Source organism: Microbulbifer sp. MCCC 1A16149 (genome assembly GCF_050368945.1).
In the GTDB taxonomy this organism is placed as follows: domain Bacteria; phylum Pseudomonadota; class Gammaproteobacteria; order Pseudomonadales; family Cellvibrionaceae; genus Microbulbifer.
Window position 1 is genome coordinate 4,420,061 of sequence record NZ_CP185959.1, and the last position, 17,124, is coordinate 4,437,184.

General features: G+C 59.6%; 10 protein-coding genes. 9 read left to right on the forward strand and 1 reads right to left on the reverse strand.

The genetic code is table 11. The features are described from left to right. Nucleotides 1-74: 74 nt before the first annotated feature. The gene (locus tag ACONT6_RS18350; protein WP_428819811.1) at nt 75-6,635 is read left to right on the forward strand and encodes an Hpt domain-containing protein; all 6,561 of its coding nucleotides are present in this window, start codon (nt 75-77) and stop codon (nt 6,633-6,635) included. Between the two features lie 64 nt (nt 6,636-6,699). After that, a complete protein-coding gene (locus tag ACONT6_RS18355) occupies nt 6,700-7,185 on the forward strand; it encodes a chemotaxis protein CheW (RefSeq protein WP_428819812.1) in 486 nt (161 codons plus the stop codon). 77 nt (nt 7,186-7,262) lie between these two features. Here ACONT6_RS18355 and ACONT6_RS18360 read toward each other — a convergent pair whose 3' ends face one another. Next, nucleotides 7,263-9,953, reverse strand: a complete 2,691-nt coding sequence (locus tag ACONT6_RS18360) for a penicillin-binding protein 1A (RefSeq protein WP_428819813.1) — start codon at nt 9,951-9,953, stop codon at nt 7,263-7,265. Nucleotides 9,954-10,109: 156 nt separating this feature from the next. Here ACONT6_RS18360 and ACONT6_RS18365 point away from each other — a divergent pair, with 156 nt between their 5' ends. The 7 genes from ACONT6_RS18365 to aroB all read left to right on the forward strand — a co-directional run bounded on the left by ACONT6_RS18365 (nt 10,110) and on the right by aroB (nt 16,914). Then, complete coding sequence (locus ACONT6_RS18365; RefSeq protein WP_181254612.1) at nt 10,110-11,186, forward strand: pilus assembly protein PilM; 1,077 nt, start codon at nt 10,110-10,112, stop codon at nt 11,184-11,186. A gap of 3 nt (nt 11,187-11,189) precedes the next feature. Continuing rightward, the gene (locus ACONT6_RS18370) at nt 11,190-11,774 is read left to right on the forward strand and encodes a PilN domain-containing protein (RefSeq protein ID WP_428819814.1); all 585 of its coding nucleotides are present in this window, start codon (nt 11,190-11,192) and stop codon (nt 11,772-11,774) included. A gap of 2 nt (nt 11,775-11,776) precedes the next feature. Beyond that, complete coding sequence (locus ACONT6_RS18375; RefSeq protein WP_428819815.1) at nt 11,777-12,397, forward strand: type 4a pilus biogenesis protein PilO; 621 nt, start codon at nt 11,777-11,779, stop codon at nt 12,395-12,397. Continuing rightward, nucleotides 12,394-12,921 (forward strand): pilus assembly protein PilP, encoded by a 528-nt coding sequence (locus ACONT6_RS18380; protein WP_428819816.1) that lies wholly within the window; start codon nt 12,394-12,396, stop codon nt 12,919-12,921. The genes ACONT6_RS18375 and ACONT6_RS18380 overlap by 4 nt, the downstream gene beginning before the upstream one ends. 2 nt (nt 12,922-12,923) lie before the next feature. After that, nucleotides 12,924-15,140 carry a type IV pilus secretin PilQ gene (gene pilQ / locus ACONT6_RS18385; RefSeq protein WP_428819817.1) on the forward strand — a complete coding sequence of 739 codons (2,217 nt, stop codon included), beginning with the start codon at nt 12,924-12,926 and terminating at the stop codon, nt 15,138-15,140. Continuing rightward, nucleotides 15,140-15,661, forward strand: a complete 522-nt coding sequence (aroK, locus tag ACONT6_RS18390; protein WP_428821530.1) for a shikimate kinase AroK — start codon at nt 15,140-15,142, stop codon at nt 15,659-15,661. Before pilQ ends, aroK begins: the two co-directional genes overlap by 1 nt. A gap of 167 nt (nt 15,662-15,828) precedes the next feature. Then, entirely contained in the window at nt 15,829-16,914 is a 1,086-nt protein-coding gene (gene aroB, locus ACONT6_RS18395; protein ID WP_428819818.1) for a 3-dehydroquinate synthase, read from the forward strand. Nucleotides 16,915-17,124 lie beyond the last annotated feature (210 nt).

Below are 17,124 nucleotides of genomic sequence, written 5' to 3' on the forward strand. Positions count from 1 at the left end.
AAAGCAGCAGACAGGTGGCGCCAGCGGTTAACCGCCGCCTGTCAGCGAGCAACTTGAATTACCGAGGACTTGGCGTGAATCGCGACAATCCCAATTTTGTGGCCTTGGATTGGCTGATAGGCGAAATCAACGAGACGCTGGCCCAGGCGCGCCAGCAACTGGAAACATTTGCCTCCGATTCCTCCTCTTCCAGCCCCTCCGCAGACAGCGACTCCAGCGACGCCTCCGGACTGTTGAAAAACTGCCTCGACCTGATTCACCAGGTACACGGCAGCCTGCACATGGCGGAGCTCACCGGCGCCGCCATGCTCGCCGAAGAGATGGAGCAGCTGGTACACGCCCTGGCCAGCGGTGAAGTCGAAAACAGCGACGAGACCCGCGAATTCCTCATGCGCGCGCTGCTTGAGCTGCCGCTCTACCTGGAAAAAATTGCCTTCCAGCGCCGCGATAATGCGGTGCTTCTGTTGCCGTTATTGAACGACCTGCGCGCGGTGCGTCGCGAGCGTCTGATCACCGAGGGTGCACTGTTCGCACCGGACCTGAGCCCGCTGGACGAAGCCCACGGAAATCGCCAGCCGCTGCTCGCCAATCCCGACAAGTTGCAGGAACTGGTCGCCAAGCTGCGCAAGATGTACCACGTGGCTGCGGCTTCCCTGATTCGCGATGTGAACAGCGGCGAGAGCCTCGCCTACCTGAACAAGGTCAGCGAAAAAATGGCGCTGCTGTACAGCGGCAGCCAGCGTCAGCACCTGTGGGTAGTCCTGCAGGGATTGCTGGAAGGCATCGCCGATCATCGTGTCAACGTACTGCCGGCATTGCGCCAGCTGCTGCGCCGTATCGATGTGGAATTCCGTCTGCTCTCCGGGCACGGGGCGAAGGTGCTGGACCTGCGTCCGGACCGCGACCTGACCCGCAACCTGCTGTTCTACGTTTACCTGTGTGGTCCCAACGGGCCGCGCACCGAGGCGCTGTACAAGAAGTTTGCTCTCGACAAAGCGGTTCCCGGCACACCGCGCCCGGACACCGAAGACGCGCTCGCCATGGGCCCTGAAGCCATGGGTACGGCGGTGGCGGCGCTGCGCGAGGAGCTGGCTGGAGTGCGCGAGGCCCTCGACCCGAGTGTCGCCAACAGCGAGCGCCCGCCACTTGCGGACACTGCCATGGTGGCCAAGCGTATTGCCGACACCCTCGGCGTACTGGGGCTGGAAAACCAGCGCACCCGCGCGCGTAGCATTTACGAATACCTGCGGGATGCGTCCCGCGTAGCGTCACCGGACGACCTGCTGATGCAGGCCGCCTCGGAACTGGTGCAGCTGGATTCCGGGCTTGCCGCCGCGGCCGAGCGCGACAGGAAAATTGATAGCGACTCCCCGCTGATGGGGGAGGCTACGGATCAGGTGCTGCGCGAGGCGCGTATCGGTCTGGAGACCGTCAAAGAGGCGGTTGTCGAATACATTGCCAGCCACTGGGATGCGGGCCATTTGTCCCACGTGCCTCGCCGTTTGCAGGAAGTCTGCGGTGGCCTGGATATGGTGGGCTACCGGCGCGCCGCCGAAATCGTCGGTGCCTGTAAAAGTTATATTGAAGAGCGCCTGATCAGCGCCGGCGACCAGCCCGACTGGAAGCTGCTGGATACTCTTGCGGATGCGGTTACCAGCGTCGAGTACTACCTTGAGCGCCGCGCCGACGGTATCGAAGATGCCGACATGCTGCTGGCCCTGGCGGAAGACAGCGTCGCCACTCTCGGCTACTCGGTGGTCGATGACGGCCGTGAAGCCACTGAAGTAGAGCATGTCACCAACTCGGACATGCCCGTTGCGGAAGACGCTGCAGAGCAGTCTGCCGCTGATAGTGATATTGCCGAAGTTGAAGGCTTCGAAGTCGAGGCTCAGGCCGAGCAGCCCGCACAAGCCGAGCAGAGCGCGCTGGATAGTTTCGAATTCAACCCAGTAGCGGAATCTGCGGATAACGCCGCTGTGCAGGACGAGCCCTCGGAGAGCGACGACCCGCTGGCGGGTCTGTCTATGGGTGTGATCGATGAGCCTGCAGAAGTTGCCGAGGAGCGGCCCGCGCCCGAAATTTCAGCGGACGAGCCCTCACTGATCGAAGAGAGCTGGTTTGCCGGCGATGCTGCTGACAGCGAAGAGTCGGCGGTTGAAGGTGAACCTCAGTTCGTCGAGACCACCCGTGAACCGCAGGCCGGTACTGCGGCGCAGGCGCCGACCCTGGAGGAGGATGACGATACCAGCATCATCGACGATGAAATCGTGGAAATTTTCCTCGAGGAAGCCGGTGAGGTGCTGGACACCATTGGGCAATATTTCCCGCTGTGGGCGGAAAACTTCGGCAACCGCGATGCACTGGTGGAGTTCCGCCGTGGCTTCCATACCCTGAAAGGCTCCGGCCGTATGGTCGAAGCCCACGAGGTGGGTGAGCTGGCCTGGGCCGTGGAAAACATGCTGAACCGCGTGCTCGACGAAACTATTTCTCCTGCGCGGGCGCATGTGTTGCTGATCGAGCAGGTAGTGGCCAAGCTGCCGTCCATGGTGGATGCATTCCGCACCCGTACCGGTGATCCGGATCCCGCGCGCACTGCGGAACTGGAGGGCTGGGCGAAACAGCTGTCCCACGGCGAGGTGCCCGAAGCACTGCTGCAAAGCAGCGCCAATGACGCGGTGGCGGCAAGCCCCGTCGGTGAGATCGATAGTGACGTCGACTACGACACCGACGAGCAGACGCAGCTGTGGGAAATTTTTGCCCAGGAAGCGGAAACCCATCTCGTTACGGTGACGGAATTCCTCAACGAAATGGAACGCGCCGCACCGGTATACGGCGTGCCCTCCGATCCCCTGCATCGTGCGCTGCATACACTGAAGGGCTCCGCGCATATGGCGGACGTCACCCAGGTGGCGGAGTTGATGGCGCCGCTCGAGCGCTTCGCCAAGGAGCTGCGTACTTACCAGGTCGCGATCGACAGCGATATTTTCGAGCTGCTCAGTGACGCCCGCAGCTATGTACAGGGCGTACTCAACCAGATTTATCGCGGTGAACCTCTGTATGTGGAGCGCAGCGACCAATTTATTGCCCGTGTGGCTGAGCTGCAGGAGCGCGCGGTAGGGCATCTGATCCGCGAGCGTGAGGCCAATGAGCCGAAAGCAGTGGACCCGCAACTGCTGGCGGTGATCATGGCCGACGGCATGAAGGTGCTGCTGGACGCAGACCAGATGCTGAATCACTGGCGCGAACACCCGGGCGAAAATTCGATCCTGTTGCCAGTAGCGGAAGAGCTGGACGTACTCCAGCAGGCTGCCGGGCAGGCACAGTTGCCTGCTCTTCAGGAGTTGTCACTGTTGCTGCTGGCGGTTTACCGCCAGGTTATCGACGGGCATCTTGAAGAAGAGCCCGCTCTGTGGGCGACCCTTGAGCAGGGTCACAATGAGCTGCTGGATCTGGTGGATGCGGTTGCCGCCTCTACGGATCTGCCGCCGGTCAGTGAAGCGGTCGGCGAAGCCCTGCGTTACCTCGCCCAGGGCGACGACGGCGTCGACGACGAAGATATCGATCTGTCCGAGTACGGCATCGACAGCAGTGAATTTGGTTTTGTCGAAGACGAGCCCGCTGCGGTCGAGGAAAGCTCTGCTGTCGAAGTGCCGAATGACAGCGACGAAGAAGCATTCAGTTTCGACGATCTGGTCGCAGAAGAAATTGCAGCGGACGTGCCGTCGGTTGAAGGCGCGCAGGACGCTGCGGATTCTGCTGATTCTGCTGATTCTGCTGATCCGACGATATCCGATGCAGAAACCATTTTCGAACAGGAGCCGGTGGACGGTCTGGTCGAAGTGATTGCGGAAAGCGATGAGCCGGAGCTGACGGTCGAATGGCTCGAATCTGAGCTGTCATCGGCCGAGGAGCAATCCGAGGAGTTCCTGGAAGCAACGCCGGTGGTTGACGCCCCTGAGTTTGTCGCAGCGTCCCCAGCGGACGAACCAGAGCTGTCGCAAGATCTCGAATTTATCGAAGAGCCGGAAACTGCGCCCGAGCCAGTCGCCCCGGCGGCGGAGTTTGTCGAAGTTGCACCGCAGTCGGCAGCCGATGATTCCGCCGGCGGCTTGAGTGACGTCCAGCGTGCGCTGCTGGCGGATATCGATCCGGATGTAGTCGAGGTATTCCTCGAGGAAGCCAGTGACCTGGTTGACGAGCTCGAGGAGCTGATCCAGAACTGGGAGCAGGCACCGGAAGATGCCCAGTATCCGGAAGCGCTCAAGCGTGTGCTGCACACCTTCAAGGGTGGTGCGCGTATGGCCGCGCTGATGGGCCTCGGCGAAGTGGCGCACCGATTTGAAACCGTTATCGAAAACATGCAGAGCGGTAGCTCACCCTCGGCAGAGTTCTTTGCCGATGCCCACGGCATCTACGACCGCCTGGCTGCCGGTGTGGAAACCGCGCGCGCCTGGATGGCTGGAGAAGAACTTGAACCCTTCTGTGCCCTGCTTGAGACTCGCTGGGCCGACGAGCGGGTTTCCGAACACGTAAGTCCGGTCGATTACGGCATGGAGTCGGATCAGCCGCTGCCGGTTGCCGAGGAAACGCCGGAGGTGCAGGCCGAGGAGCCCGCGCCGGAAGATCGGGATGAGGTTTCGGCGAGCGATCCGCAGCCGCCTGCCGTGGAAATCATTGAAAAGAGTGCACCTGGGCAACCGACGGCCCCCGCCAGCAATGTACTGCCATTTGTGCGCAAGTCGCAGACAGTCGGCGAGCGCGACGGCGGTCAGCCGCGCAACCAGCCCCAGGAAATGGTGCGGGTCGCATCCGAGCTGCTGGAGGAACTGGTTAACCTCGCCGGTGAAACCTCCATCTCGCGGGGACGTCTTGAAGAGCAGGTGGGCGAATTCGGTCTCGCGCTGGACGAGATGGACTCGACCCTGTCCCGTCTCAACGAGCAGTTGCGTCGACTGGATAAGGAAACCGAAGCGCAGATCCAGTTCCGACAGGAACAGCTGGCCGAGCAGGACGTAGATTTTGACCCGCTGGAAATGGACCGCTACTCGTCCATTCAGCAGCTTTCCCGCTCCCTGCTGGAATCCACCTCGGACTTGCTGGATCTGAAGCAGACCCTGGGACACAAGGCGCGGGACACTGAAACCCTGTTGTTGCAGCAATCGCGGGTAAATACCGAACTGCAGGAAGGCCTGATGCGCAGTCGCATGGTGCCCTTCTCGCGGCTGGTGCCGCGCCTGCGCCGGATCGTGCGTCAGGTCAGTGCGGAGCTGGGCAAGCAGGTGGATCTGGTGTTCTCCAACGTCGAGGGTGAGCTGGACCGCTCCATGCTCGAGCGAATGGTGGCACCGCTGGAACATATGCTGCGCAACGCGGTGGACCACGGTATCGAATCCCCGGAAAAACGCCGCGAGGCGGGCAAGGCCGAGCGCGGACGCATTTCCGTAGCGCTGGCCCGGGAAGGTAGTGAAGTGGTGCTGACCATCAGTGATGATGGTGCCGGTATCAACCTGATGCGCGTGCGCGAAAAGGCCATTGAAAGCGGGCTGATGCGTCCCGATGCCGAGCTGTCGAACAACGAGATCATGCAGTTCATCCTGCACGCCGGTTTCAGTACTGCCGACAAGGTGACCCAGATTTCCGGGCGCGGTGTGGGTATGGACGTGGTGTCCGCCGAGATCAAGCAGATTGGCGGCGCTGTGAGTATCGCGTCCCAGGCGGGCAACGGCACTGAATTTGTGGTGCGACTGCCATTTACGGTGTCGGTCAACCGCGCGCTGATGGTGAAGGTTGGCGAGGACTTGTTTGCCCTGCCGCTGAACACGATTGAAGGTATCGTGCGCCTGAGCCCGTTCGAGCTCGAGCACTATTACCGCACCCCGGAAGCGCGATTCGAATACGCCGGTGAGCCCTATCAGGTGAATTATTTTGGCAGCCTGCTGCAGTCCAGCGCTCAACCGCGCCTGGCAGTGGAAGATATGCAGATGCCGGTACTGCTGGTACGTACGGAAAACTCGGCTATGGCGCTGCAGGTAGATGCCATCATGGGCAGCCGCGAAATCGTGGTGAAAAGCCTCGGTCCCCAGTTTGCATCCGTGCAGGGGGTTTCCGGTGCAACCGTGACCGGTGACGGTACCGTGGTGGTGATTCTCGATGCACACGCGCTGTTGCGTAAGCACGCCGCATTGCTGGCGCGTCCGGAGACGCCGTTGCTACAGGACTTGTCCGAACCCGTTAGCGGGCGTGAAGCGCCGATACAGCAGAAGCTGGTGATGGTAGTGGATGACTCGGTAACCGTGCGCAAGGTAACCACCCGTTTCCTCGAGCGTGAGGGCTACCGTGTAATCACCGCCAAAGACGGCCAGGATGCGATTATCCAGCTGCAGGATGTGATCCCGGATGTGATGCTGCTGGATATCGAAATGCCCCGTATGGATGGCTTCGAAGTAGCGCGCAATATTCGCGGTAGCCACCGTCTGCGGGATATCCCGATCATCATGATTACGTCCCGTACCGGTAAGAAGCACCGCGATCACGCGCTGTCTCTGGGGGTTAACCACTATTTGGGTAAGCCCTACCAGGAAGAGGTGCTGCTGAACGCCATTCGCGATTACAGCGACGTGGAGGCAGAGGCCTGATGCACAGCGTGACCGAGATTAACGAACGAACTGAAGCCGGAGCCTGCGGCGGAGAGTGCACACCATGAGCGGAGTAGACGCCCTGCCCACCACCGAAATACCCCAGGAGTTGAGCAGCCTGTTGCTGCCGCTGTCGGATGGCCAGCTGCTGGTGCCGGTAGATACATTGTCAGAAATCATCGCCCTGCAGAGCCCGGTGTCGGCATTTGACGCACCGGACTGGTACATGGGAGAGCTGCACTGGCGCGAGTTGCGCCTGCCGCTGGTATCCTTTGAGGTAATGCGCGGTAATCCGATGCCGACCCTGCGTAGTAACTGCCGTATTGCGGTGCTCAGCAGTGGGAATAGTGAGGGCGATCTGCCGTTCTTTGCTGTGGTGCTGCAGGGCACGCCGCGACTGGTGCGGGTCACGCCCGATGAGCTGGCCGGCCGTGAAGGAGAGTGTGCGCTCGGTGAGCTGATGCATGTGGCGCTCTCGGGAGAGGCAGCGGTCATTCCCGATCTGACCGCTCTGGAAGAGGCTTGCCTGGCGTACCGCAAGCGCCGTTGATTTTGCGCATTAATCGCCACCAATAAAAAAGCCGCTCAATTGAGCGGCTTTTTTATTGGTGGTGTCCCGAGCCCGGATCAGAACAGCTCTTCCGGCAGCTGTTCCTGAGTCTGTTCGCTGCCACTTTCCTGAGAGCCCGGTCCGTCGGAATAGATCGACGGGTAGTTGCCGTAAGTCTCGCGTCCCGGCACCCGGTCGGCGCGGAAAATCTCGAAGATGCCACCGCGGGAAGTGCGCAGCCCGGTGCGCGGATTGATTCGCATGGTGACGATATCGTCCGGTTGCGGCAGGTGTCGCTCGGGCAGACCGTCCAGTGCCGCGGACATGAAATCGATCCAGATGGGCAGGGCGGCGGAGCCACCGTATTCGTTGCGACCGATGGGTGTATTGTCGTCAAAACCCACCCAGGTGCTGGTTGCGAGATAGGGGCTGTAACCGGAGAACCAGGCATCGCGCGGACCGTTCGTGGTACCGGTCTTGCCGGCGATATCGCCGCGCTTCATGACCAGGGCCTTGCGGCCGGTACCGCGCTTGATCACGTCCTTGAGGATCGAGTCCATGATATAGGCGGTTTCCGCGGACATCGCACGGGGGGCACGCGGACGCGCTTGCTCATCGGCATACAGTGGCGCCACCGGCAGGGTGCGCAGTTCCAGCGGTTCATCTTCTTCCGCGGTCAGTGCTGCTTCCTGCTGGGCCGCCTGCAGGTCGATGGGTTCCGCCGTCGGATCGCGCTCCTCGCCGATCTCAGGGCAGTCGCGGCAAACAGTCAGTGGCAGGGCCTGATAAACCGCATCGCCGTGCACGTCCAGTACCTGGTCTACCAGGTAGGGCTCTACCCGGAATCCACCATTGGCGAAGGCCGCGTAGCCGCGCACCATTTCCAGCGGGGTCAGCGCCGAGCTACCGAGGGCGATGGACAGGTTGCGCGCGAGCTTGTTGCGCTCGAAGCCAAAGCCCTCCGCAAAGGTGAGCGCGCGCTCCAGTCCCAGAGCCTGCAGCAGGCGGATGGAGACCATGTTGCGCGAAAGATACAGCGCCTTGCGCAGGCGTGTCGGGCCGAGGAAGGTGCCGCCGTCGTTCTCGGGGCGCCACACATCTTCCAGATTGGTCTGTTCAAAGATGATCGGTGCATCGTTGATGATGCTGGCAGCGGTGTAACCGTTCTCCAGTGCCGCTGAATAGATAAACGGCTTGAAGCTGGAGCCGGGCTGTCGTGCCGCCTGGACTACTCGGTTGAAGTGGCTCTGACGGAAGTCATAACCGCCCACGAGAGCGCGGATGGCGCCATCCTCGGGCTCAAGAGATACGAGTGCGCCTTGGGCTTCCGGGATCTGGGTCAGATGCCATTCCTCTCGGGCCTGGGGCAGCTCATCCTCGGATTGCTGTTCCAGCCCCTCGGGGGCCGCGAACGGATCGTCGGTGATGTCGGTATCTGCCAGCGCTTCGGCGGCAGATTCCTTGGCTTGGTCCTCGGCCTTGCGCTGCTCCTGGGCGACTTCCTCTGCGGAGATGACTACGCGACGCAGCCGGATCACGTCGCCAGCGGCGAACATTTCCTCGGCAGAACTGAGGCGGGCGCCGCGGGCGTTCTCGGAAATGTACGGGCGGATATTACTTAGGCCATGCTCCCACGGGATCTCGATCACGCGGCGGTCGCGCAGCTGTACGCGCAGGCTCTGCGGCGCAACCTCGGTGACCACGGCGGGCTCGAGGCCGCCCAGCACCGGGATTTCCTTCAGCAGGTCCACCAGCTGGTCGTTATCCGCCAACAATTCCGGATCCAGGCGCTGTTCCGGGCCGCGGTATCCGTGGCGGCCGTCATAGGTTTCCAGTCCGTGCTGCAGGGCGTTGCGTGCGGCGTCCTGCAGGCGACTGTCGACGGTGGTAATCACCTGATAGCCATCGGTATAGGCGGCGTCACCGAACAGATCCACGGCTTCCTTGCGCGCCATTTCCGCCACATAGGGGGCGCTCAGGTCCAGATCGCGGCCGTGATAGCGGGCGGTGACCGGCGCGGTGATGGAATTCTTGTACTGGTCCTGGTCGATATAACCGAGGTCCAGCATGCGCTTGAGGATCCAGTTGCGGCGCACCAGCGCGCGGGAAGGGTTGGCGATCGGGTTGTAGGTCGAAGGCGCTTTCGGCAGGCCGGCCATCATTGCCCACTGGGCCAGGTTCAGCTCGTTGATATCCTGGCCGTAATACACGTGTGCCGCGGCCTGGAAGCCGTATGCACGGTTCCCCAGAAAGATCTTGTTGATGTAGAGGGCGAGAATTTCGTCCTTACTGAGTTCCTGCTCGATCTGTAGGGACAGCAGGATCTCATTGAACTTGCGGATAAAGCGCTGTTCCCGGCTGAGGAAGAAATTTCGCGCCACCTGCATGGTCAGGGTGCTACCCCCAGACTGGATGGAGCCACTGGCCACCAGCTGGCGCACCGCGCGCATCAGGCCCTTGATGGAGACGCCACTGTGGGAGTAAAAGGCGTCATCCTCCGCGGCGAGTATGGCCTTGATGAACATCTCCGGGGTCTGGTCGATGGTGATGGGGCTGCGGCGCTTTTCGCCGAACTCCCCGATCAGTTTCATATCCTGCGAATAGATCCGCAGGGGGGTCTGGAGGCGGATATCCCGCAGGCTCTCCACCGAGGGCAGGCCCGGCTTCAGATAGAGGTAAATGCTGGAAAACGCCATGGCGCCAGCGGCGGCGCCGGCCAGAACCAGCCACAGCAGGGATAGCAGGCGGTTGCGGGCTTTATCGGTCATGAATAATGCTTCTGTATACGTCTTAATCAATTATATCGGCACTGTTCGACAATTATACGAATAATGTGCACTGTTACCTATGCAAAAGGCGGTTGCGGCGGTAATTTAAAGTGCTATACCATCAAACCTCCATAACCCACGGAAAAGATAAGAAAAATGGGGATGCTCCCTTTTCTCAATAAGGGCCCGAAAGCAATGCTTGGGCTCGATATTAGCTCCACCTCGGTAAAGTTGCTCGAACTGAGTCGCAGTGGCGACAAATACCGCGTGGAAAGCTATGCAACCGAGCCCCTGCCTCCGAATGCGGTGGTGGATAAAAATATCAATGATGTGGGAGCCATCGCCGAGGCGATTCGCAAGGTAGTGCGCCGCTCCAAGACCCGGCTGCGGCAGGCGGCTGTGGCGGTTTCTGGCTCTGCGGTCATTACCAAGACCCTGGATATGCCCGCCGACCTCTCCGACGATGCGCTGGAAGCCCAGATCGCACTGGAAGCCGACCAGTACATTCCCTACCCCCTGGACGAGGTGAACCTCGACTTTGAAGTACAGGGGCCGTCTGAGAAAGGCGAGGGCCAGGTTGAGGTGCTGCTGGCAGCGTGCCGCAGCGAGAACGTAGAGCAGCGGATTTCCGCGCTCGGCGAAGCTGATCTCCAGCCAGGGGTTGTGGATGTGGAGGCCTACGCCATCGAGCGCGCTTATACCCTGCTGGATAACCAGTTCCCTCCCCAGGAGCAACTGGTTGTGGCGGTCATCGATATCGGCGCCACCATGAGTGCGCTGTCGGTGATGGTGGACGGCCGTACCGTCTATACCCGCGAGCAGTTGTTTGGCGGTCGCCAGCTCACCGATGAAATCCAGCGTCGCTATGGCCTGTCGGCGGAAGAGGCTACTCTCGCCAAGCGCCAGGGCGGCAGCGGTCTGCCGGATGACTACTACCCGGAGGTGCTGGAGCCCTTCCGCGATGCGGTAGTCCAGCAGGTGACACGTTCCCTGCAGTTCTTCTATTCCTCGACGTCCTACAGTGACGTGGATTACATCCTCCTCGGCGGCGGTGTCGCTGCCATGGACGGACTCGCCGAGTTGGTGGGTGAGAAGCTGAACAAGCCCACCATGGTGGCCAATCCTTTCCGGGATATGAGCGTTGCATCCCGTGTCAATCGTCAGGCGCTGGCCAGTGAGGCGCCCTCGCTGATGATTGCCGCCGGCCTCGCCATGCGCGAACGGGAGTTTTAACACATGGCAAAGATCAACCTATTACCCTGGCGCCAGGAATACCGTGCGCAGAAACAGAAAGAGTTCCAGCAGGTCGCTGTGCTGGTGGTACTCGCCACTGTCGCCTCGGTGTTTATGTGGATGAAGACCGTGGATGCGCAGATTGCGAATCAGAACGAGCGCAACCAGCTGCTGAACACGGAAATCGCCGCACTCAACAAGCAGGTGCGGGAGATCAAGGATCTTAAAAAGCGCCGTCAAGAGCTGATCGACCGCATGCGGGTTATTCAGGAATTACAAGGTAACCGCCCGTTGGCAGTGCGCTATTTCGATGAAATGGTACGCGCGGCACCGGAGGGTCTGTGGCTCACTCATCTAAAGCGCACTGGCAAGACTCTTAAAGTTTCCGGCGTGGCGGAGTCCAACAACCGGGTTTCCTCGTTTATGCGCAGCCTGGATCAGTCGGAGTGGTTCCAGTCGCCGAATCTGACCGGCGTTACCGCGAAGCCGGAATTTGGTGAGCAGGCAAGTGCATTCGAAATGACAGTCAATGTCAGCCGCCGCAAAAACGAAGATCAGAGCGCAGACGGCGCCAACAATGGAGCGTAACCGTGGCGCTTGAAGATACTCTCAAACAGCTCAATGAGCTCGATATCAGCGATATCGATTTTTCCCGTGTCGGTGTCTGGCCTTTGGCGGGGCGCGTGGCCCTGTTGATCGTGATTATCGCGGCATTGGTGGGTGGCGGTTATTTTGTCTTCGTCAAGGACCGTTACCAGCAGCTGGAATTCGCGGCCAACAAAGAGCGTGAACTGTTTGGTCAGTTTGAGCGCAAGTCTTTCGAAGCCGCAAACTTGGAAGCTTACCGTGAGCAGCTGGCGGAAATGGAACAAACTTTCGGCGCCCTGCTCAAGCAGTTGCCAAAAGACACCGAGGTGCCTGGCCTTCTGGAAGATATCGATGAATTTGGTCGCGGTAGTGGCCTGACGATCCAGAAGGTTGCACTGGAAGGTGAGCAGGTTGGTGAGTTCTACGTGGAGCTGCCGATTCGTATCGAGGTGCAGGGTGGTTATCACGAGTTCGGCGCCTTTATCAGTGGTATCGCCGGTATGCCGCGGATCGTCACCCTGCATGATTTCGATATCAAAGCCAGTAAAGATGGCGCAGCCCTGCTGAACATGGTGGTGAACGCAAAGACCTATCGCTATAAGGATCAGGGAGAGGAAGGATGAAACAATACTTCGCTCTGGCCGCGGCCCTACTGGCGCTTTCTGGTTGTAGCCTGGACGGCTCACACAGTGACCTGCGCGCAAAAATGGCGGCGGTAAAGCACAAGCCCAAAGGGCAGATCGAGCCTATCCCGACGTTTACCCCGTACAGCCCGTATGTATACAGTGCGGCTGCTCTGCGCAGCCCGTTTATTCGCCCGGTACTGGAAGCCGATCAGCGGTTGGTCGGGCGTAAGCTGGATGTGGCGCCGGATATTAATCGACAGAAAGAACTGCTGGAACGTTACTCCTTCGATGCGCTTTCCATGGTGGGGACTCTCTCCCGTGGAGGCCAGTTGTGGGCTCTGGTAAACGATGGTGACGGGGGGATTCATCGCATCACCATCGGCAATTACATGGGTAAAAATCACGGGCGTGTAGTCAACGCCTCATCGTCACAGATCGATGTACTGGAAATTGTGCCGGATGGCACCGGCGGCTGGATTGAACGGCCGCGGGCACTGACTTTGGAAGACAAGGACAACTAAAAATGATCACCAAGCATCTCGCCAGCGTATTGGCGCGGGTAGCCAATGCATTGCCGTGCCTGAAAGCGCAGCTGCTGGGCCTGCTTCTACTGCCGCTGGCAGCGCCAACACTGGCCAGCCAGTTGAACGATATCCAGTTTTCTGAACTGCCCGGAAGCCGTCTGCAGCTGCGTCTGACATTCAGCGATGTACCTCCGGAACCTACGGGTTACACCATTGAGCAACCAGCACGTATCGTGATGGATTTTGCCGGTGTGGAAAGTGTGCTTCCGGAAAAGAAATACGCACTCGACATCGGTACCGCGCGCAGCGCAGTGATCGTGTCCAGTGAAGACCGCACTCGTCTGATCCTGAATCTCGACGAGCTGCCGGTTTACACCAGCGAGCGCGTGGGTAATCAGGTGGTGCTCGAAGTGGGGGCCAATACCGCGACTACCGCAGCCGTTGCTGCGGCGCCGGTGAACAGCGGCATCAATGTCGGCGGCAATCCCCAGTTCAAGGCCGCGGGCAATGTCGCAATCAACAATGTGGATTTCCGTCGCGGTGAGGGCGGTGAAGGCAAGGTGATCGTCAGCCTGACCGATCCTGCGGTGAATATCGACGTGGAACGCACCCGTGGCAAGATCGTGCTGACCTTCCTCGGTGCCGAGCTGCCACCAGCACTGCGCCAGCGCCTCGACGTGACCGACTTCGCCACCCCGGTGAACAGTATTAGCGTCGACTACGACGGTCGCAACACGGTGATCTCTGTTGATCCCCACGATGGCGAATACGACTACCTTGCCTACCAGGCGGACACCGAGTACGTGCTCAGTGTAAAACCGCTGTCGGTTGCTCAGGTGCGCGAGAAGAAGAAAGAGTTCCAGTTCACTGGTGAGAAGCTGTCCCTGAACTTTCAGGACATCGAAGTGCGTTCCGTACTGCAGCTAATTGCAGATTTCACCGATCTCAATCTGGTGGCCAGTGATACCGTGCAGGGCCGTATTACCCTGCGTCTAGACGGTGTGCCCTGGGATCAGGCGCTGGAGTTGATCCTCAAGGCAAAAGGTCTGGACAAGCGCCAGGAAGGTAACGTCATCATGGTGGCGCCGGCGGCAGAGATTGCAGAGCGCGAGCGCCGCGAGCTCGAGACCCGCAAGCAGTTGGAAGAGCTTGCGCCGCTGCGTACCGAGTATATTCAGGTTCGCTACGCCGATGCGGGTGAACTGTTCACCCTCTTCGCGGGGCAGAAAGGCGGTGGTGGCGGTGGCCAAGGGAATTTTGCCGGTGGTCGTGAAGATCAGGAGAATCGCAGTATCCTTTCTTCCCGTGGTAGTGCCATCGTGGATGAGCGCACCAACACCATCATCCTGACTGATACCGAAGAAAAGATTGCCCAGTTCCGCGACCTGATCAGCGCAATTGATATCCCTATCCGCCAAGTCATGATTGAGGCGCGCATCGTGACCGCAAACACTGGTTTCCTGCGTGACATCGGTGTGCGCTGGAGCTATATGGAAGATCACAACGTCAGCGACGATGCGATCGGAATTGGCTCCGGTTCGCAGTTGCCTGGAATTTCCACCGGCGATGGTAATGGGCCGGACGTGTCTGCTCCCACAACCTTGCATGATCCGATGCTGGTTGACCTGGGTGTTGCCAACTCGGTGGGCAGCGTTGCCTACGCCATTCTTAAGAATGACTTCCTGCTCGGTCTTGAGTTGTCTGCTCTGGAAGATGTGGGCAAGGCGGAAATCGTTTCCCAGCCCAAGGTTGTAACCGGCGATAAGCAGGAAGCGAGTATCCGTTCCGGTGTGGAAATTCCGTACCTGGAAGCCACTTCCTCCGGTGCCGCTTCGGTAACCTTCAAGGAAGCGGTGCTGTTGCTGAATGTAACCCCGCAGATCACCCCGGATGACAATATCATCATGAACTTGAACATCGACCAGAACAGTGTCGGTGAGCTGTTCACAAACGTGATCACGGGCGCGCAGATTCCGGCGATCAATGTGAACTCGCTGCAGACCAAGGTGTTGGTAGCGAATGGTGAAACCATTGTGCTGGGTGGTATCTTTGAAGCACAGACTCTGGAAGGGGAAACCAAGGTGCCGTTCCTGGGGGATATTCCCTTCCTTGGCCACCTGTTCAAGCGCACCAGTCGAGAAGAAGACAAGCGCGAGCTGCTGATCTTCATCACGCCGCGTATCATGCAAGACGAGTTTCTCTCCTTCAGCAAGTGATCACGCAGCCTATCTTTCTGGTCGGCCCCATGGGGGCCGGCAAGTCCACCATCGGCAAATTACTGGCAGCCCAACTCGGGCTGCCTTTTGCCGATTCGGATAAAGTCCTCGAAGACCGCACCGGTGCCGATATTCCCTGGATATTTGATGTCGAGGGCGAGGCCGGGTTTCGTCGTCGCGAAAGCGAGGTGCTCGCTGATCTCTGCAATGGCCAGCCCCAGGTGGTGGCTACCGGCGGAGGAATTGTACTGTTGCCGGAAAACCGCGCGCTGCTAAAGGCGCAAGGCTTTGTTGTATATCTGCGCGCGAGCCTCGACCAGCTGGTGGAGCGTACCTCCAAGAATAGCAACCGACCGCTGCTGCAGGTCTCCGATCCAAGGAGCAAGTTGCGGGAGATTCTCCAGCAGCGGGAAGCCTTCTACAGCGAAGTCGCCGATCTTGTCTGCGACACCGACGACTGTACGCCACGGCAGGCCTCGAATCTGGTCTCAGAACGACTGCTGGCGAGTGCCGATCGCTGAGTCGGTATCGCCGCCAGTAAAACTTTGCTACCTCATCGCTCGCCACCTCCCGATACTCTGTGCAGTTGATTGTGCTGTCGCGCTATCCTATGTGTCCTAGCTGCTTGTGCTAGAGTGCCCACCTTTCCAATCTCAGAACTGTTCTATGTGCGCTAAAGGGAGTAGCCATGCACAGCCTTCATGTCGACCTGGGTGACCGCAGTTACCCCATCCTGATCGGTAGCGGCCTGCTTAAACAGTCCACTTATTTGCAAAAATCCATACGCGGCAGGCAGGTACTGGTTGTCACCAACGAGACCATTGCGCCGCTGTATCTGGAGACCTTGCTTGAGAGCCTGAGTGGCTTTGACAAGGTGGACACCGTGCAGTTGCCAGACGGGGAAGCCTTCAAAACACTGGATACCGTCAACCGTATTTTCGATACCCTGCTGACGGCGCGTCACGATCGCAGCACCACAATTGTTGCGCTCGGCGGCGGTGTGATTGGGGATATGAGCGGGTTCGCTGCTGCCTGTTACCAGCGCGGCGTGGACTTTGTACAGGTGCCTACCACGCTGTTGTCCCAGGTGGATTCTTCCGTTGGCGGCAAGACCGGGGTTAATCACCCGCTTGGCAAAAACATGATTGGGGCCTTTTATCAGCCGCAGCTGGTGCTGATCGATATCGATACGCTGACCACGCTACCGGATCGCGAGCTCTCCGCCGGCATCGCCGAAGTCATCAAGTACGGGATGATCTGTGACGCCGACTTTTTCCAGTGGCTGGAGCAGAACATGGATGCGCTACTGGCGCGGGATCCGCAGGCGCTGGCGTACGCGGTGGAGCGCAGCTGTGCGGACAAGGCCGCAGTTGTGGCCGAGGATGAGCGCGAATCCGGGCGCCGCGCCATCCTCAATTTCGGGCACACCTTTGGTCACGCGATCGAGGCTGTACAGGGCTATGGCAACTGGTTGCACGGTGAGGCGGTTGCTGCGGGTATGGTCATGGCGGCAGAGTTGTCGCGACTGCGAGGCTGGATCGGGCAGCAGGAAGTGGATCGGTTGCGCGCGCTGCTAAGCAAGGCCAGCCTGCCGCAACAATCCCCCGAAGATATGACCGTGGACGAATACTTGCAGGCAATGTCGGTGGATAAAAAGGTGCAGGATGGCAAATTGCGCCTGGTACTGCTCGCGGCCCTCGGCGACGCACAGATTGTCGCTGATACCCCCCGGGATCTGCTGATAGAAGCTTTGTGCGCCTGTGGTGCGAAGTGATGGAATGACTGGAATAGATGTTGCGTGAGGATTCTTTAGCGAACAAGCCGATCAAAAGAAGATAAATCGGTTAAACCTGCTGTCAACAGCGAAAAAAACTGACGAATCTTGCAATTGCAGGGGGGCACGAGTAATATTGCGCGCCCCCTCGGTGAAAGCCGGGGAAATGAGCTAATAACAACAAACGCAGGCTCGCATACAGCGAGACAC